General features: G+C 71.3%; 15 protein-coding genes and 1 pseudogene. 3 read left to right on the top strand and 13 right to left on the bottom strand.

Features of this window, described 5'->3' with window-relative positions:
* Positions 1–56 precede the first annotated feature (56 nt).
* On the bottom strand, positions 57–425 hold the full coding sequence (locus ACWH95_RS12415; RefSeq protein ID WP_454120743.1) for a hypothetical protein: 369 nt from the start codon (positions 423–425) through the stop codon (positions 57–59).
* Positions 422–1315 carry a tRNA pseudouridine(55) synthase TruB gene (gene truB / locus ACWH95_RS12410; RefSeq protein WP_454120742.1) on the bottom strand — a complete coding sequence of 298 codons (894 nt, stop codon included), beginning with the start codon at positions 1313–1315 and terminating at the stop codon, positions 422–424. The genes ACWH95_RS12415 and truB overlap by 4 nt, the downstream gene beginning before the upstream one ends.
* A gap of 142 nt (positions 1316–1457) precedes the next feature.
* Here truB and ACWH95_RS12405 point away from each other — a divergent pair, with 142 nt between their 5' ends.
* Positions 1458–2324, top strand: coding sequence for an HhH-GPD family protein (locus ACWH95_RS12405; RefSeq protein ID WP_247638884.1), 867 nt, complete (start codon positions 1458–1460; stop codon positions 2322–2324).
* Positions 2325–2331: 7 nt separating this feature from the next.
* On the opposite strand, the gene ACWH95_RS12400 is transcribed toward ACWH95_RS12405, so the two are convergent.
* The 6 genes from ACWH95_RS12400 to ACWH95_RS12375 all read right to left on the bottom strand — a co-directional run bounded on the left by ACWH95_RS12400 (position 2332) and on the right by ACWH95_RS12375 (position 10356).
* Positions 2332–4467 carry a LuxR C-terminal-related transcriptional regulator gene (locus tag ACWH95_RS12400; RefSeq protein WP_454120741.1) on the bottom strand — a complete coding sequence of 712 codons (2136 nt, stop codon included), beginning with the start codon at positions 4465–4467 and terminating at the stop codon, positions 2332–2334.
* 105 nt (positions 4468–4572) lie between these two features.
* Positions 4573–4998: a 30S ribosome-binding factor RbfA gene (rbfA, locus tag ACWH95_RS12395; protein WP_136035107.1), complete on the bottom strand. Its 426-nt coding sequence runs from the start codon at positions 4996–4998 to the stop codon at positions 4573–4575.
* A 69-nt stretch (positions 4999–5067) separates the two neighbouring features.
* A complete protein-coding gene (infB, locus tag ACWH95_RS12390) occupies positions 5068–7815 on the bottom strand; it encodes a translation initiation factor IF-2 (protein WP_206251390.1) in 2748 nt (915 codons plus the stop codon).
* A 94-nt stretch (positions 7816–7909) separates the two neighbouring features.
* Positions 7910–8149: a YlxR family protein gene (locus ACWH95_RS12385; RefSeq protein ID WP_240744613.1), complete on the bottom strand. Its 240-nt coding sequence runs from the start codon at positions 8147–8149 to the stop codon at positions 7910–7912.
* A gap of 76 nt (positions 8150–8225) precedes the next feature.
* A complete protein-coding gene (gene nusA / locus ACWH95_RS12380; RefSeq protein WP_136032885.1) occupies positions 8226–9209 on the bottom strand; it encodes a transcription termination factor NusA in 984 nt (327 codons plus the stop codon).
* A gap of 106 nt (positions 9210–9315) precedes the next feature.
* Complete coding sequence (locus tag ACWH95_RS12375) at positions 9316–10356, bottom strand: LOG family protein (RefSeq protein ID WP_247638666.1); 1041 nt, start codon at positions 10354–10356, stop codon at positions 9316–9318.
* 140 nt (positions 10357–10496) lie between these two features.
* Between ACWH95_RS12375 and ACWH95_RS12370 the strand changes: the two genes are divergently transcribed.
* Positions 10497–10997, top strand: a complete 501-nt coding sequence (locus tag ACWH95_RS12370; RefSeq protein WP_136032881.1) for a pyridoxamine 5'-phosphate oxidase family protein — start codon at positions 10497–10499, stop codon at positions 10995–10997.
* Positions 10998–11015: 18 nt separating this feature from the next.
* Here the strand turns inward: ACWH95_RS12370 and ACWH95_RS12365 are convergent, their stop codons facing one another.
* The 3 genes and pseudogenes from ACWH95_RS12365 to ACWH95_RS12355 all read right to left on the bottom strand — a co-directional run bounded on the left by ACWH95_RS12365 (position 11016) and on the right by ACWH95_RS12355 (position 14770).
* Positions 11016–12773: a proline--tRNA ligase gene (locus tag ACWH95_RS12365; protein WP_247638665.1), complete on the bottom strand. Its 1758-nt coding sequence runs from the start codon at positions 12771–12773 to the stop codon at positions 11016–11018.
* A 40-nt stretch (positions 12774–12813) separates the two neighbouring features.
* On the bottom strand, positions 12814–13584 hold the full coding sequence (locus ACWH95_RS12360) for an isocitrate lyase/PEP mutase family protein (RefSeq protein ID WP_454120740.1): 771 nt from the start codon (positions 13582–13584) through the stop codon (positions 12814–12816).
* A gap of 131 nt (positions 13585–13715) precedes the next feature.
* A pseudogene (locus ACWH95_RS12355) lies at positions 13716–14770 on the bottom strand (zinc-dependent alcohol dehydrogenase family protein).
* Positions 14771–14875: 105 nt separating this feature from the next.
* Between ACWH95_RS12355 and ACWH95_RS12350 the strand changes: the two are divergent.
* Complete coding sequence (locus tag ACWH95_RS12350) at positions 14876–16333, top strand: RNB domain-containing ribonuclease (RefSeq protein ID WP_454120739.1); 1458 nt, start codon at positions 14876–14878, stop codon at positions 16331–16333.
* Here the strand turns inward: ACWH95_RS12350 and ACWH95_RS12345 are convergent.
* Both ACWH95_RS12345 and ispG read right to left on the bottom strand, forming a co-directional pair.
* Positions 16302–17168 (bottom strand): hypothetical protein, encoded by an 867-nt coding sequence (locus ACWH95_RS12345; protein WP_454120738.1) that lies wholly within the window; start codon positions 17166–17168, stop codon positions 16302–16304. The two genes, ACWH95_RS12350 and ACWH95_RS12345, sit on opposite strands and share 32 nt — an antisense overlap.
* A gap of 49 nt (positions 17169–17217) precedes the next feature.
* Complete coding sequence (gene ispG / locus ACWH95_RS12340) at positions 17218–18369, bottom strand: flavodoxin-dependent (E)-4-hydroxy-3-methylbut-2-enyl-diphosphate synthase (protein ID WP_205812722.1); 1152 nt, start codon at positions 18367–18369, stop codon at positions 17218–17220.
* Positions 18370–18371 lie beyond the last annotated feature (2 nt).

The following is an 18371-nucleotide window of genomic DNA, read 5'->3' as shown; positions in this document are numbered from 1 at the left end:
AGCGCATTCCATCCTAGAGCCGCGGCGGGACGCCGGACTCCGCCGCGCTCCCGCCGTCAGGCGACCTGGACGGTCCAGATGGCCTGCATGCGCCACAGCATGACCGCGGTCGCGAGCGCCGCGACGCCCAGCACGACCGTGCTCCAGCGGCTGCGCTCCATCAGGGCCCACAGCACGGCGCCGATCGGCAGCAGCACGGCGGAGACCAGATACACCCAGTACTCGAGGAGATCGCCCGTGGGCGGGTTCCCCGCGAGCGGGGCGACGATCGCGACGACGACCTGCCCGATCAGCAGCAGCTCGACGAGTGCGAGCGCGCCGACCGAGAAGTCGCTCGGCCGGCGCCCCGCCAGACCGGCCACCAGGCAGAAGACGCCGGCGGCGACCGCCACCGCGATCTGCACGATCGTGAACCACAGGATCATCGGACGGCCTCCGGCATGTTCATGGCGCTCTTGACGTCGGCGCCGCGTCTCTCGACGATGCCGACCAGCACGTCGTCCTGATCGATCGCCGCGACGAGGGCGCCGGAGAGCCGATCGGCCTGGCCCACCAGGCGTTTCCCGTGCCGCAGGTCCCTCGCCTCATCCGCCGAGACCGCGAGCACCGGGAGGATGCGGGACGCCGCCTGCGCCGGGGTCAGCGTCGGCGCGCCCTCCAGCTCGTCGACGCCCACCGCGTCCGCCGCGTCGAAGGGGCCGACCCTGGTCCGCCGCAGGGCCGTCAGATGGCCTCCGACCCCGAGCGCGGCACCGAGGTCGCGGGCCAGGGAGCGGATGTAGGTGCCGGACGAGCAGTCCACGATCACGTCCAGGTCGATGTGGTCCTCGCCGCGACGGCTGGCGAGCACGTCGAACCGGCTGACGGAGACCTCGCGGGCCGCGAGCACGACCTCCTCCCCCGCGCGCACCCGGTCGTAGGCGCGACGTCCGTCGACCTTGATGGCCGACACCGCGCTGGGCACCTGGGAGATCTCCCCCGTCAGCGCGGCGACGCCGGCAGCGATCGCGTCGTCGGTGACGGTCGACCACGCCGCAGACTCGGCGACCGTGAGCGTGTCACCCTCGGCGTCGTCCGTGGTCGTGGTGGCGCCGAGCCGGATCGTGGCCAGGTAGGTCTTGTCGGCACCCACGACGTAGGTGAGCAGCCGCGTCGCACCCTCGATGCCGATCACCAGCAGCCCGGTCGCCATCGGGTCGAGCGTGCCGGCGTGACCCACCTTGCGGGTGCCAAAGGCCCGCCGCGTGCGGGCGACCACGTCGTGACTGGTGAGCCCGCCGGGCTTGTCGACGAGGAGGATGCCGGAGGGGACCATCCCTCCAGCCTACCGACGCGTGGTGCGCCGTCCGTGCGTCAGCCGCGCACCTCGTACGACGGCTCCGTCCCTCGGCCCGGTCCTCCCGATCCCGCTCGCCTAGGCTGGCGGGGTGCCCGTTCCGCCGTCTTCCCCCACGACGATGCCGAACCTGACGTCATGGTATCGATCGGCCGCCCGCGACCTGCCGTGGCGGCGCCGCGAGTTCCACGACGGCTTCGGCGCCTGGGGCGTGCTGGTCAGCGAGTTCATGCTGCAGCAGACCCCCGCCACCCGGGTCATCCCGCATCTGGACGCCTGGCTGACGCGGTGGCCGACCCCCGCGGCGATGGCCGAGGCGACGACCGCCGAGGTCGTGCAGCAGTGGGCCAACCTCGGCTACCCGCGCCGTGCCCTGTGGCTCCACCGCGCCGCGATCGAGGTCGTCGAGCGGCACGGAGGTGTCGTGCCGCGTGACGTCGACGCGCTCCTGGCCCTCTCCGGCATCGGCGACTACACGGCACGAGCGGTCGCGGTGTTCTCGTACGGTGATCGGCACCCGGTCGTCGATACCAACACCCGACGCGTGCTGGCCAGGGCGGTCGAGGGGCGCGCACACCCGGCGCCGCCGTCCCGGCGCGACCTCGCCCTCATGGACGCGCTGCTGCCGGACGACGACGTGGAGGCCGCGCTCTTCAACGCGGCGACCATGGAGCTGGGCGCCACGATCTGCACGGCTCGGGCACCGCGCTGCGAGGTGTGCCCGATCGCCGAGCAGTGCGCCTGGCTGGCGGCCGGCCGACCGGACACCGGCGACGCTCGACGCCGCCAGGCCGCCTACGAGGGATCGGACCGTCAGGCCCGCGGCACGGTGCTGCGCCTCCTCCGCGACGCCGCCCCCGACGCCGTCCCCCTGGCCGCGGTGATCCCGGAGTGGCCCGACGCCCGGCAGCGCGACCGGGCGATCGACTCCCTCATCGCGGACGGCCTCGCCGAGACCGACGGCGAAGGGCTCACGCTCCCCCGGTGACCCCGGATCAGAGGTGACGCTCGGTGCGGTGGGCGAGAGCCGTGAGCTCGACACGGTTGCGCACCTCCAGCTTCGCGAACACGCGCCCGAGGTGCACCTCCACGGTCCGCACCGACACGCTCAGCTCTCGACCGATCTCGCGGTTGCCCGCGCCACGAACGGCCAGCATCGCGACGTCGAGCTCACGCGCGGTGAGCCGCCGCCTCCACACGCTGCGGCACACCGAGAGCCGCTCCGGCGCGGGGACGAGCTGCGCCGCCGTGGTGTCGAGCCGATCGATCCTGTCCCTGGCCGCCCGCGCCCACGCGTCCGCACCCGCCGCCTCGAACAGCCGCTCCGCCCGCTGCAGGTGCATCCGTGCGGCGAGATGGTCGTCACGCACCGCGTGCTGCAGACCCAGCACGAGCTCGACGCGCGCCCGCGCGAACGGGGAGCGCAGCGTGCGCGCCGTCTCCCGCACGTCGTCTCGCTCCGACGGCCAGCTCCCCGCCGACGCCGCCAGGAGGCGCACCCGGAGGTCGCGTGCCGCCGCGAGGTCCGGAGGTGTGACGGGCCCGGATGCCGCGCGCTGCACCTGCGCCGCGACAGCCACCTCCTCGAGCCCGGGAACACCGAGCACCGGCTCCGGAGCCCCGCCGTCGCGCCAGAGCTCCACCGCCGCCCCCGCCGCGTCCACCGCGCCCGCCAGGAAGGCCTCGATCCCGCTGTCGACCAACCCGTCGACGCCTCCCCCTACCGGAAGCACGGCCGTGAGGGCGTGGGCGACCGGTCCGATCTCCCCCCGCACGGCGAGATCGAGCCGCCGCGCGAGGACGACCCCCAGTCCCGCGAACGGAAGCGCGACCGGGAGCTCGACCGCGGCGCGGAGCAGCCGCTCCCGCGCCGCGCCGATGTCACCACGCCACACCAGCAGCAGCGTCTCGGCCACCGCCCGATAGGCGCGCACGAGCGGACTGCGCTCGAGCCCCGGCACCAGATGGTCCGGTGCGAGATCGGCCAGGGGCGAGTCGTCGCGCAGCAGGCGCAGCCCCTGCTCGATGTCACCGCGAGCCGCGAGTCGGAGCGCCCGGAGCAGGGTTCCGCACAGCGGCCCCTCACCCTCTCCGACGCCGACCTCGCTGTCCCCCGCGAGAAGCCAGCACAGGGCGACGACGGGCTCCCGCAGCTCGGTCTCGGCCCCGACGACCGCGGCTCCCTCGCGCACCGCGTCGAGCCACAGGCGCATCGGGGCCCGGTCTCCTCGTTCCGAGCACAGCAGCGCCGCGAGCCCGGCCGCTCTCGTCCAGTCGCGCCACGCAGCCCGACCCTTCGCGCTGCGCGGTCGGAACAGCGCCGGATCGACATCCGGCACCGCGCCCAGCACGAACGTCTGCGCCACCAGCAGTCCCCCGAGCGCCCGTCCCCGGAGCCGCGCCGACGCGCGGGGATACAGGCTGCCGAGATCGTGCACGGCATCCCCGACGAGACCCGCGCCGACAGCCGCGAGACCGGCGAACAGCATCGCCCCGTCCCGCCGGCGGCCCGACACGTGCGCCGCGGCCTCCCGGGCGAGAGCCAGCGCGCGCTCCTCCCGTCCGGCGCCGAGCAGTCTCCGCGCCGCACCGACCAGCGTCCGTGCGGCCGCGGGGTCGCCGGTCAACGACGCGCGCGCCCGATGCCACGCCGCTGCGTCCTCATCGCCGAGGGCCGCGTGCAGTCCCGCCAGCCGGGTGTGCACCTCCGCCGTCCGCGCCGAGGTCGACAGCGCCTGAATCCACACCGAGAGGCGCGGGTCGGACAGTCGCACCCGGCCCGCATGGATCACGAGCAGTGCGCCGACCGGGGAGGCCGCCAGCTCCCGCGCCGACCGGCCGTCGAACGCGACCAGGGTGCCGAGGTCGTCGCCGCTGCGCAGTGTCTGCGCGAGCAGCAGCGTGCGGTCACGCTCCGAGAGCTCGAGCTCCGCGAAGGCACGCTCGACCGCGGGCGTCAGGGGCAGGGGTGACGGCAGTGCGCGCCGCCCCAGCCGCTGGTCCGGCGTCAGCCGCTCCGCGACCTCGACGACGCTCGGCGGATCGGCGGCGAGACGCGCGGCCAGTCGCGCCACCACGTGCGGCGCGCAGACCAGTTCGCGCGCGAGAAGATCGCGGAGCAGCAGCTCCACGATCGCGGGCGCGACGACACCGTCGTCGCTCGATACCGTCGCTGGAATGCCGATCCCCCAGGTCCATCGGATGTCATCCCCGCGGACCCGAGGGTATCAAACGGATCAGTCCTCGTCGTCGACCGAGCGGTACGGGTCGGCGTCGCCGGCCGGGGAGGCAGAGGAGGCGAGCTTCGCGACCTCGGCGTCCCGCTCCTGCGCCTCACGCAGCAGCGCCGTGATGTGATCGGCGTTCTCCGGGAGCGCGTCCGGGATGAACTCGAGCGTCGGCACGAGACGCGTGCTCAGCTGTCGGCCGACCTCGCTGCGCAGCATGCCCGTCGCCGAGGTCAGGGCGGCACCGCTCGCGATGCGCTCCTCCTCCGAGCCGAGGACCGTGTAGAACACCGAGGCGTGCTGCAGGTCTCCGCTCACGCGGACATCGGTGATGGTCACGAACCCGAGCCGCGGGTCGCGCAGACCCTTCTCGAGACGCTCGGCGAGGATCACACGGATGCGGTCCGCGAGTCGTGCCTGTCGTTCGCCTGCCATAGCTCTTTCCCTTCAGAGGCCTTCGGGCGGGGACGCCTCAGCATCCCCGCCCGAAGGTATCGAACCCGATCAGCCGCGAGGCTTCTCGACCATCTCGGTGGTCTCGATCTCGTCGCCGATCTGGATGTCGTTGTACTTGCCGAGGCCGATACCGGCTTCGTAGTCGGTGCGCACCTCGGTGACGTCGTCCTTGAACCGGCGCAGCGACTCGATGGCCAGGCCATCGGCGATGACGACGCCGTCGCGGATGACGCGGGCCTTCGCGTTGCGCGTGATCGTTCCCGACCGCACGATGACACCGGCGATGTTGCCGAACTTCGAGGAGCGGAACACCTCGCGGATCTCGGCGACACCCGACTGGACCTCTTCGTACTCCGGCTTGAGCATGCCCTTGAGCGAGCTCTCGATCTCGTCGATCGCGTTGTAGATGACGGAGTAGAAGCGGATGTCCACGCCCTCACGGGAGGCGCGCTCGCGCGCCTTCGTGTCGGGGCGGACGTTGAAGCCCACGATGATCGCGTTGTCGATCGTCGCCAGGTTCACGTCGGACTCGGTGATCGCACCGACACCGCGGTGGATGATGCGCAGCTGGACCGAGTCGTCGACCTCAATCTTGAGGAGCGACTCCTCCAGCGCCTCGACGGCACCGGAGACGTCACCCTTGATGATGAGGTTGAGCGACTCGACCTTGCCCTCTTCCAGAGCACGGGTGAAGTCCTCGAGCGAGATGCGCTTGCGGGCCTTGGCCAGCTGGGCGTTGCGCTCGACCGCTTCACGCTTCTCGGCGATCTGACGGGCCATGCGGTCTTCCTCGGTGACGATGAAGACGTCGCCGGCGCGGGGCACGGAGTTGAGTCCCTGCACCTGGACCGGGCGAGACGGCGCGGCCGCCTCGACGGTCTCGCCGTTCTCGTCGATCATCGCGCGCACGCGGCCGTAGGCGGTACCCGCCACGATCGCGTCACCGACCCGCAGGGTTCCGGACTGGATCAGCACCGTCGCGACCGAACCGCGGCCCTTGTCGAGCTTCGCCTCGATGGCGACACCGCGAGCGGCCTTGTTCGGGTTGGCGGTGAGGTCGAGACCGGCGTCCGCGGTGAGCAGCACGGCGTCCAGGAGGTCCTGGATGCCGGTGTTCGCGCGAGCCGACACGTCGACGAACATCACGTCGCCGCCGTACTCCTCGGCCACCAGACCGTATTCGGTCAGCTGCTGACGCACCTTGGCCGGGTTGGCCTCGGGCTTGTCGACCTTGTTGACCGCGACCACGATCGGCACGTTCGCCGCCTGGGCGTGGTTCAGGGCCTCCACCGTCTGCGGCATGATGCCGTCGTCGGCCGCGACCACGAGGATCGCGAGGTCGGTCACCTGGGCACCACGGGCACGCATGGCGGTGAACGCCTCGTGACCCGGGGTGTCGATGAAGGTGATGGCCCGCTCGATGCCCTCGTGCTCGGTCCAGACCTGGTACGCACCGATGTGCTGGGTGATGCCGCCGGCCTCGCCCTCGATGACGTTCGTCTGACGGATCGCGTCGAGAAGGCGCGTCTTACCGTGGTCGACGTGACCCATGACGGTGACGACCGGGGGACGGATCTCGAGGTCGTCCTCGCTCTCCTCCGCCAGCTCCTTCTCGAGGTCGAGACCGAAGCCCTCGAGGAGCTCCTTGTCCTCGTCTTCGGGCGAGACCATCTGGACCTTGTAGCCCAGCTCCTCACCCAGGACCTCGAACGTGGCCTCGTCCAGCGACTCGGTGGCCGTGGCCATCTCGCCGAGGTTGAAGAGGATCGTCACGAGCGTGCCCGGCTGCACGGTGTAGCCGGTCAGTGCCTCGATCTTGTCGGCGAAGTCCGCGATGGACGCACCGCGGCGCATGCGGATCGTCTCGCCGTTGCCGCGCGTGACGTTGACGCCGCCGACGACCGGGGCGCTCCGCATCTCGAACTCTTGCCGCTTCGCCCGCCGCGACTTGCGCTGCTTGCTCTTGCCGCCGCCCTTACCGAAGGCACCGGCCGTGCCGCCACCGGGGCCACGACCGCGACCGCCGCCGCCACCGGGACGACCGGCGAAGCCACCACCGGGACGGGGGCCCGCACCGGGACCGCCACCGGCGCCACCCGGACGACCGGGACCGCCCGTGCGCTGCTGGAACGGAGCACCGGGACGACCGCCCTGGCCGCCACGAGGCGCACCCGGACGGGGCGAACCCGGACGGGGCGCTCCGGGACGAGGAGCCCCGGGACGCGGCGCCTGCGGACGCGGGATGTTGCCGGGGGTCGGCCGCTGTCCCATGCCCTGCGCCGAGGCGAAGGGGTTGTTGCCGGGACGGGGACCGGCGGGGCGCTGCCCCATGCCCTGCGCCGACGAGAAGGGGTTGTTGCCGGGGCGCGGCGCACCGGGCTTCGGGGCGTTGCCGTCACCCGACGACGGGGCGGCCGGCGCCGGAGCGGACGGCTTGGCCGGAGCCGCGGGAGCCGGAGCCTTCTCCGCCGGAGCCTGTGCGGCGGCGGGAGCCTCGGCGGGTGCCGGAGCGGCCGGAGCCGCGGGTCCGGGCTTGGGTCCCGGCTTCGGGCCGGGGGTCGGTGCCGAGCTCTTCGCCGCGGGCTTGGGCCCGGGCTTGGCCGCCGCGGGCTCGCCGGACGCCTTGAGCGACGGGTCGGCCTCGATCGCGGCGCGCAGCTTGCGCGCCACCGGGGGCTCGACCGTCGACGACGGGCTCTTCACGAACTCGCCGAGCTCCTTGAGCTTCGCGAGGGCGACCTTGCTGTCGACGCCGAGTTCAGCGGCGATCTCATGTACGCGTGGTTTACCAGCCACAATTCTCCTGTCTGGGTCGGTCTGCCCAGACAGGGCAGACCACTAGTCGCGGACGGGTCTCATTTCGAGCCGTTCACTTTGTTTCCATAGCCGTTCAGCCTTTGGTTCTCAGCGGATGCTGTTCGATGGTCTGCGTGTCCAGAGTGGCGGACACACGGAGTGCACGTCCGAAAGCACGGCGCCGCAGGGCGGCATCCATGCATTCCTGTGTCGGATGCACCCACGCGCCTCGTCCCGGCAGGACAGCACGCTCATCGAGGACGAGGGTGTTGTTCTGGCTCACCACCCTGAGCAGGGCGGAGCGGGGAGCACGCGTGCGACAACCGACGCACATTCGTACGGGATCCATCTTACACCTGCGTTCCGTCCGCGTTCGCCCGCCCCGGGGCGTGGCGGGCCGCGGAGTCCGATCAGTCGAGGACGCTGTCCGGCTGGATGTCGATCTTCGCGCCGGTCAGCTTGGCGGCGAGGCGGGCGTTCTGCCCCTCCTTGCCGATCGCGAGGGACAACTGGTAGTCCGGCACGAGCGCCCTGACCGCCTTGGTGGAGGCGTCGAGCACGAACGAGCTCGTGACCTTCGCCGGTGACAGCGCATGGGCGACGAAGGTCGCGAGGTCGGGGTCGTGGTCGACGATGTCGATCTTCTCGCCGGACAGCTCCTCCGTGACGGCGCGTACGCGCCGCCCGAGCTCGCCGATGCACGCGCCCTTCGCGTTGATCGACGGGTCGTTCGCGCGCACGGCGATCTTCGTACGGTGACCGGCCTCCCGCGCGAGCGAGACGATCTCGACCAGTCCGGCTGCGATCTCCGGCACCTCGAGCGCGAACAGCTTGCGGACGAGGCCCGGGTGGGTGCGCGACACGGTGATCTGCGGCCCCTTGAGCCCCTTGGCGACGCTCGTGACGTACACGCGCAGACGCGAGCCGTGCGTGTACTCCTCGCCGGGCACCTGCTCCTCCGGCGGGAGGATCGCCTCGACCGAGCCGAGGTCGACGTGGATCATCCGCGGGTTGGGCCCCTGCTGGATGACGCCGGCGACGATGTCGCCCTCACGCCCCTTGAACTCGCCCAGCACGGCGTCGTCGGCGATGTCCCGGAGGCGCTGGCTGATGACCTGCTTGGCGGCGAAGGCGGCGATGCGCCCGAAGTCGTCGGGGGTCGCGTCCTCCTCGCCGATGACCGCGCCCTCCTCGTCACGGACGACCTGCAGCACGGCGACGTGCCCTGTCGTACGGTCGAGCTCGACGCGGACGCCCTCGGGCGCCGCCCCCTCGGGCGACACGTGCTTGGAGTACGCGGTCAGGATCGCCTGCTCGATGATCGCGACGAGCTCGTCGAACGGGATCGCCTTCTCCTTCTCGATCCCTCGCAGCAGACTCAGTTCGATGTCCATGACGGCCTCCCTATTCAGCTCTCGTCGCGCCTGATCGCACGCGCGACATCCGTACAACGATACCGTGCGTCGGAGACCCCGGCCACGCGGCAGGGGCGGGGGCGGGTCAGGCGGTCGGGGCGGACGGCAGCGCGTTGATCGCCCCGATGAGGCGGAACAGGTTGCCGACCTGGCGCTGATCCAGGTGCAGCATCAGACGCGGCAGGTCGAGGCGATCGTCGTCGGCCGCCTCGGGCGGCAGCGGCGGCGTCCGCTCGATGCGACCGTCCGACAGCATCGAGCCGAACGCCTCGTTCAGTTCCGCCACCTCGGCCTCGGTCGGTTCCGCGCGCAGCCGCAGCACCAGCGCGTCACCCACCCAGCGCAGCGAGTCGTAGTTGCGCCAGAAGCCCGTGATCTCCGCCCTCGCCGCCTCCACCGAATCGGTGATCACGACCCGATCGAAGTCGCCCTCCGAGATCACACCCATCGGCGCGAGGTGCTCGTCGACGAAGCGACGCATCCCCTCCCAGAACGACCCGCCCTTCTCGTCGAGCAGGACGATGGGCGTCGGCTCCGCCTTACCCGTCTGCTGGAGCGTGAGGAGCTCGAACATCTCGTCCAGCGTCCCGAACCCGCCGGGAAGGCAGAGGAACCCGCTCGACTCCTTGATCAGCATCAGCTTGCGCGTGAAGAAGTACTTCATCGCGACCACCTGGTCCTGACCTGCGACGACCGCGTTGGCCTTCTCCTCGAAGGGCAGCCGGATGGAGACACCGAGCGACAGCGCGGGGCCCGCTCCCTCCGCCGCGGCTTGCATGATCCCGGGGCCGGCGCCCGTGACCACCATCCAGCCATCGCGGGCGAGCGCGGCGGCCACGTCCCGCGCCTGCACGTACAGCGGGTCGTCCTGGCGCGTGCGGGCGGAGCCGAACACCGTCACCTTCGGTACACCGCGGAACGGTGCGAACAGACGGAAGGCGTCGCGCATCTCGGCCAGCGCCGCCGAGGCGATCTTGAGGTCGAGGCGATCCGTGCCGTCCTCCCCCAGCTGCAGCGCGGTCCGGAGCATCCGCATCACCAGGCGCCGATCCGCGTGCACGCCCGCCTCGTCCAGCACGGCGTTGATCTCGGACGTGAGCGCGGGAGGAAGGGACTGTTCGGCCATGTCACCAGCGTGTCATGCTCGCACGCGATCGGGCCCCGCAACGCCGTCCGCGCGGCGGAGCACCACGCGCGGCGTCAGCACGCTCGTCCGCCCCTGTCAACGCCCCTGCGGCGGCGACCGGGCGGGGGCATCCTGGCTCCATGACCGAGATCACCGGACCTGAAGCCCTCGCCCGCGTCTCCGAGCTCGTGGAGGACATCGACATCACGATGCTCACCACCGTCGACGAGGACGGCCACCTCGTGAGCCGCCCGATGTCCACCCGGCAGATGGACGATGCGGGAGACATCTGGTTCTTCACCGCGGAGGACACCGAGAAGGTCGATGAGGCACGCCGCAACCACGACGTGGGGCTCGCGTACTGCGACTCCAAGGGCATGCGCTACGTCTCCGTCGCCGGAACCGCGGAGGTCGTGCACGACCGCGCCAAGATGGAAGAGCTCTACTCGCCGTCACTCGACATCTGGTTCGCCGACGGCCTGGAGACGCCGGGCATCGCCCTCCTGCGGGTCACCCCGCGGGTCACCGAGTTCTGGGAACCCGCCAAGGGGAAGATCGCGATGGCCGCCGGGGCGCTGAAAGCCCTCGTGACCCACGACACCCCGGACGACACCATGGATCACGGCCGCATCACCTGCTGAGCCGCGCGGTCACCGAGGTCAGCGCGACGTGAGTCGCGCGACCGCCTCCTCGATGGACAGCGCGTCACGCTCGCCGCTGCGCCGATCCCACAGCTCGACCTGTCCTTCGGCGGCACCGCGACCCACGATCAGGATGCGCGGCACACCGACGAGCTCGGCGTCGCCGAACTTGACGCCGGGCGAGACCTTCGGACGGTCGTCGTACAGGACATCGAGTCCCGCGCTCTCCAGCCGCTGCGAGATCTCCTCCGCGACGTCGAAGGCCACCTGGTCGCGGCCCGCCGCCACCACCTGGACGTCGAACGGGGAGACGGACGCGGGCCAGATCAGTCCCTTGTCGTCGTTGTTCAGCTCGGCGATGATCGCGAGGATGCGCGTGACACCGATGCCGTACGAGCCCATCGTCACCGTCACGAGCTTGCCGTTCTCGTTCAACACCTTCAGTCCCAGCGCCTCGGCGTACTTGCGACCGAGCTGGAAGACGTGGCCGATCTCCATGCCGCGCGCGAGCTCGACCGGACCGGAGCCGTCGGGCGCGGGGTCACCCGCGCGCACGTTCGCGATCTCGACGATGCCGTCGGCGGCGAAGTCGCGGCCCATCACGACGGAGTGGGCGTGCTTCTGGTCGATGTTCGCCCCGGTGATCCAGCTGGTGCCCTCGCTCACCCGCGGGTCGACGAGGTACCGGATGCCGGTGGCGGACTCCTCCCCCAGCACCGCGCCCGTGGGTGACCACGGACCGATGTAGCCCTTGACGAGCAGAGGGTTGTTCTCGAAGTCGTCCGCGGTCGCGGTCTCGACCTCGGCGGGAGCGAAGGCGACCTCGGCGCGCTTCTCGTCCACCTCGCGGTCGCCGGGGATGCCCACGATGACGAGTTCGCGGGTGCCGTCGAGGTGCTTCAGCGCGAGCACGACGTTCTTGAGCGTGTCCGCCGCCGTGTACTCGCCCTCCAGCTCACGGTTGCAGTGCGAGACGAGCGTCTCGATGGTGGGGGTGTCGGGCGAGTCGAAGATCACCGGGGTCGCGTCGGCGTCGAACGGCACGGGCGCAGGCACCTCGGTCGTGAACGCTTCCACGTTCGCCGCGTAACCACCGGCGCTGCGCACGAACGTGTCCTCGCCGACGGGGGTGGGGTGGAGGAACTCCTCACTGCGCGAGCCGCCCATCGCGCCCGCATCCGCCTGCACGATCACGTACTCGAGTCCCAGGCGCTGGAAGATCCGCTCGTAGGCGTCGCGCTGAGACTGGTAGCTCACGTCCAACCCCTCGTCCGAGGCGTCGAACGAGTAGGCGTCCTTCATCGTGAACTCGCGGCCGCGGAGAAGGCCGGCGCGGGGCCGCGCCTCGTCGCGGTACTTGTCCTGGATCTGGTAGATCGTCAGCGGCAGATCCTTGTACGACGAGTACAGGTCCTTCACGAGCAGGGTGAAGGCCTCCTCGTGCGTCGGGGCGAGCAGGTAGTCGCCCCCCTTGCGGTCCTGGAGGCGGAACAGCAGATCGCCGTATTCCTCCCAGCGACCCGTCGCCTCGTAAGCCTCCCGCGGCATCAGCGCCGGGAAGTGCACCTCCTGGGCACCCGCGGCGGCCATCTCCTCGCGGATGACCGTCTCGATCTTGGCCTTCACCCGCAGCCCGAGCGGCAGCCACGCGAAGATGCCCGCGGCCTGCGGTCGGATGTACCCGGCGCGGATCAGCAGCTTGTGACTGGCGACCTCTGCACCGGCAGGGTCTTCACGGAGTGTACGGAGGAAGAAGTTCGAGAGACGAGTGACCACGGCTCAAGTGTAGTGAGCCGTGGTCCCCCGTCCCGCCGCGTCAGTTCAGGGCGGGCAGGCCCTGCGGGACGACGCCGCCCGCGTACAGGCTCTCGGCCAGCTCCTGGAGCGCCGTGAGCGCGACCCGCTGCGGCAGCGGACCGTACGAGATGCGGGCGACGCCGAGCTTCTCGTACTCCGAGGCGGCGAGCGCACCGGGGATGCCGATGACGCTCACCTTGCGCTCGCCGATGCCCTCGACGAGCTGCCGCGTCACGTTCGCGTCGAGGATCCCGGGCACGAACACGGCCGTCGCTCCCGCGTCGAGGAAAGCGCGGCCGCGCTGGATCGCATCGGCGACGCTCTCCTGGACGGGACGGTGCCCCGCGCGCACGAACGCGTCGGTGCGGGCGTTGAGCGCGAACGGCACGCCCTCCGCCTCGGCCGCCTTCACGATCGCCTCGACCGCGGCCACCGACTCGTCGAGCGGCTTCAGCCGGTCTTCGACGTTCGCCCCGACGACACCGGCGGCGATCGCGAGCCGCGTGGTCTCCCCCGCGTCGCCGTAGCCGTCGTCGAGGTCGGTGGTGACCGGGACCTGCACGGCGGCGGCGATGCGTCCCACCATGTCGATCATCAGCTCGCGCGGGGTGGAGCCGTCGTCGTAGCCGAAGGTCGCGGCGATGCCGTGTCCGGCGGTCGCGATCGCCTTCGTCTCGGGCAGAGCGGCGACCGCGCGCGCCGACACGACGTCCCACACGTTCACCACGCGGAGGATCTCCGGCGCGTCATAGAGTCCGACAAGGGTCTGAGCCTTCGCAGCAGTGGTCATGTCCCCACGCTAACGCCCGGCACGGACGCGAGGGCCGCAGTGGTGGGGATGATGTCTCGGCCCGGTCGCGGGGCGCCGACGGAAGCTGAGAGTCGGCATCCCCCTATGCCGACCCTCTGTCCCCTGCGCCTTCAGGCGGTGAGCACCACCTTCAGCGCCTTCGTCTCCGCGGCCCGCGCGAACGTGTCGTACGCCTGTTCGATGGCGTCCAGCGCGAAGCGGTGACTGACGAACACCGCCGGGTCGATCCGACCCTCGGCGACGAGCCGGGTGAGCATGCGCGCCGTGTCGGCGTTCACCAGGCCCGTCGTGATGGTGAGGTTCTGGATCCACAGGCGATCGATCGGGAAGTCGACGGGTGCGCCGTGGACTCCGACGTTGGCGACGTGCCCGCCGGGGCGCACGATGTCCAGCGCCATGCCCCAGGTCGCCGGAACACCCACGGCTTCGATCGCGACGTCGACGCCGAGCCCGTCGGTCAGGGCGAGCACCTGATCGCGCCAGTCCCTCGGCGCCGGCGACCACGCCGTGCGTGGCCCCGAAGAGTCTGGACTGCTCGACACGGTTCGCGTCGAGGTCGATCGCGATGATCTTGCTCGGCCCGTAGAGCTGCGCGGTCATGATCGCCGCGAGGCCCACCGGCCCGGTGCCGACGACGGCGACCACGTCGCCCGCCTTCACGCCGCCGTACTGCACCCCGATCTCGTGACCCGTGGGAAGGATGTCGCTGAGCACGACCGCCGTCTCGGCGGAGACGCCATCCGGAAGCCGGTGCAGCGAGGTCTCGGCGAACGGGATCCGCACCAGCTCCGCCTGCGTGCCGTCGATCAGGTGCCCGAGGATCCAGCCGATCCCCGACGCCCCCTCCTCGGCTCGGCAGTGCGATGCCAGCCCGGCGGTGCAGAAGTCGCACTTCCCGCACGAGGTGATGCACGATGATCACGCGGTCCCCCACGGCGAGATCGGTCACGGCTCCTCCGACCTCGGTGATCACCCCGACACCCTCGTGACCGAGGATGCGCCCCTCGGTCACGGCCGGGACATCGCCCTTGAGGATGTGCAGGTCGGTGCCGCAGATGGTCGTGGCCTCGATGCGGACGATCGCGTCGGTCGGCGCCAGGATGGTCGGATCCGGAACCTCCTCCCATCGCTTCTCTCCGGCTCCGTGGTAGACGAGTGCTTTCATGGCTGTCCCTTCCGGCGTCACCCTGACGTCGTCGGTGAAATGTTACGCGCCACCACCGACAGAACGCCTCCGGAGATCGGGTCTTCTCGGCCTAGGGTGGGAGCCATGCCTCAGCGCCGGTCCCATGTCGCTCCCTCCGCCGCCCAGACCGAGCTCGCCGCCGCGCTCGCCGACCTCCGCGAAGCGCTCGACGCCCCCACCTCGTTCCCGCCCGACGTGCTCGCCGAGGCCGAGCGCGCCAGCGGATCCACACCCGAGCTCGACCTGCGCGACATCCCCTTCGCGACGCTCGACCCGGCGGGCTCGCGCGACCTCGATCAGGCCTTCCACCTGGAGAAGACCTCGTCGGGGTACACCGTGCGCTACGCGATCGCGGACGTCCCCGGTTTCGTCGAGCCCGGCGGGGCGGTCGATGCGGAAGCGCGTCGGCGCGGACAGACCCTGTACGCGGCGGACGGCACGATCCCGCTGCACCCTCCCGTGCTCAGCGAGGACCGCGCCTCCCTCCTCGCCGACGCCGACCGCCCCGCGCTGGTGTGGACCTTCGCGCTGGACGAGACCGGGGAAGTCGGCGATTTCCGCCTCGAACGGGCGCTCATCCGCTCCCGCGCCCAGCTCGACTACGCGACGACGCAGGCGGCCCTCGATCGCGGCGAGGGTGGACCCGCGGCGCTCCTCCCGGAGATCGGCGCCCTCCGGCTCGAGCTGGAACGGAAGCGCGGCGGGGCCAGCCTCAACCTTCCCGATGAGGAGGTCGTGCGCGCGGAGGACGGCAGCTACGCGATCGTGCGACGCCGTCCCCTCCCGATCGAGGAGGCGAACGCGCAGCTGTCGCTCATGACGGGGATGGCGGCAGCGCAGCTGATGCTGGGCGCCGGCGTCGGCATCCTGCGCACCATGCCGGAACCCGACGATGCCGCCTTCGAGACCTTCCGCCTGCAGACGGTCGCCCTCGGTCGCCCGTGGACGGACGGGACCTATGGCGAGTTCCTGCGCGGGCTGGACCGGAACGACCCCCTGACGCTGCCCGTGCTCGAAGCCGCGTCGTCGCTGTTCCGCGGTGCGGGCTATCTGGTGTTCGACGGCACGGCTCCGGACGACGCCGTCCAGGCCGCCATCGCCGCGCCCTACGCCCACGCGACCGCGCCCCTGCGGCGACTCGTCGACCGGTGGTCGCTGGCGATCTGCCTGGCCGTCTCGAGCGGCGCACCCGTACCGGCGTGGGCGCGTGACTCGCTCGCCGAGGTGCCGGCCCTGATGCAGGAGTCCGGTCAGCGCGCCTCCCGGCTGGCGTCGGCGACCGTCAATGCCGTGGAGGCGGCGCTGCTGACTCCGCTGGTCGGCGCCGAGCTCGAGGCCACCGTCGTCGAGGATCGCGGCGAGCGCGTGACGATCCAGATCGCCGAACCAGCGGTCACGGCGAGTGCCCCCGCTCCCGTCGGCGCGAAGCCGGGCGATCGCATCCGCGTGCGCGTGGTGCGCGCGGACATCGCAAAGGGCGAGGTGGAGTTCGAGGACGTCGCCGGCGAGCTCAGGCCGCGGGAGTCGCGGTCGTCGTCATGAGGAGAAGCTGAGGATCCGCCAGGTCCAACGCCACCCGGATCGCGCCGAACTCGGCGAGCGAGTGCGCGTGCGTGCCCCCGCACAGGATCACGGCCTCGCCCTCCGGCAGTTCGCAGTGCCAGCGGCGACGGTCCACGATCGTCGGCCCCTCGGTCTCGACGCGGCTCGCGGCCGCGGACGTGATCCACTCCTCGAGTTGTGCGTTGATCCGCTGCTCCCGGTCGGCGAGGGTCGACGCGAAGGTCTCGGTGTCGAAGCCCGCGCGGCGCAGGCTCTTGCCGAGGCGGTACTCGTCGACGGCGCCATCCGCGTGGATGCGGCTCGTCTGGTTGGCGCGCCCCTCGAAGTCCGGGGTGCCGAGGGCGTCGAGACCCGGGTCTTTGCGCCACAGGTCGGCGACGGCCAGGTCGAGGGCGAGGGACGCGAGGTGGCAGGCGGTGTGCCCGCGGCTCAGGCCGGCGCGGCGGTCCGCGTCGACGTCCAACCGCACGGCGGCGCCCGGTACCAGGGCCGCCGGGGCGTCACCGGTGAGGCGGTGGCCGACCAGCCAGGTCCATCCTTCTCCCCCGCGCTTGACGGGGATGTCGGCCCCCACCGCGAACGTGCCGTCGTCGGACACGGCCGCCATGACGGCCTCCGCCACGGCCACGGAGGTGCCGTCGACCGTGAGGGTGCCGGCATCACCCGGCTGGTCGGGCCAGGTGTGGTCGACGGGGTGGAACGGGGTCTCGTCCACCACGACCACCACGCCCTCCGGCGTCCTCTCGACGTGGGTGACGACGCCCTCTCCACTCGTGGAGCCGGTGGCGAAGGTCACGACGGTGGGCGAGGGCATGCTTCTCCTGTGCGGTACGACGGGGACGACGGTCGGATGAGGACGACGGTCAGGCCGTGACGACCTGCGCGGTGCCGAGCGGTGCGTCCGGCCCCATCTCGGCGGCGATGCGGTTCGCCTCCTCGATCAGTGTGGCGACGATGTCCTCTTCGGGCACGGTCTTGATGACCTCGCCCTTCACGAAGATCTGCCCCTTGCCGTTGCCGGAGGCGACGCCCAGGTCGGCCTCGCGGGCCTCACCGGGCCCGTTCACGACGCAGCCCATGACGGCGACACGCAGCGGCACCGTCATGTCCTTGAGGCCCTCGGTCACGTCTTCCGCGAGCGTGTACACGTCGACCTGCGCGCGACCGCACGACGGGCACGACACGATCTCGAGCTTGCGCTCCCGCAGGTTCAGCGACTGCAGGATCTGGTGGCCGACCTTCACCTCTTCGGCGGGCGGCGCCGACAGCGACACGCGGATCGTGTCGCCGATGCCCTCGCCGAGCAGGATGCCGAAGGCCGTCGCGCTCTTGATCGTGCCCTGGAACGCCGGCCCGGCCTCGGTCACGCCGAGGTGCAGGGGCCAGTCGCCCCGCTCGGCCAGGAGGCGGTACGCCTTGACCATGACGACGGGGTCGTTGTGCTTGACGGAGATCTTGAAGTCGTGGAAGTCGTGCTCCTCGAACAGGGACGCCTCCCAGACCGCGCTCTCCACGAGCGCCTCGGGCGTGGCCTTGCCGTACTTCTCCAGCAGGCGGCGGTCGAGGGACCCGGCGTTCACGCCGATCCGCAGCGAGACACCCGCGTCCTGCGCCGCCTTCGCGATCGCGCCCACCTGATCGTCGAACTTCCGGATGTTGCCCGGGTTCACCCGCACGGCCGCGCAGCCCGCATCGATCGCCTGGAACACGTACTTCGGCTGGAAGTGGATGTCGGCGATCACCGGGATCTGGCTCTTCTTCGCGATGATGTGCAGCACGTCGGCGTCGTCCTGGGACGGCACGGCGACGCGCACGATCTCGCACCCGGAGGCGGTGAGCTCGGCGATCTGCTGCAGGGTCCCGTTGATGTCGGTCGTCTTGGTGGTCGTCATCGACTGCACGCTGACGGGGGCGTCGCCGCCCACGAGCACCTTGCCGACCTTGATCTGGCGGGACTTGCGGCGCGGGGCGAGGACTTCGGGGATGCGAGGCATCCCAAGGTTCACAGCTGGCACCC

The sequence above is a fragment of the Microbacterium sp. NPDC055502 genome (assembly GCF_053643635.1).
Note: the sequence above shows the minus strand (reverse complement) of the source record. Positions and strands in the feature narration are given on the sequence as shown.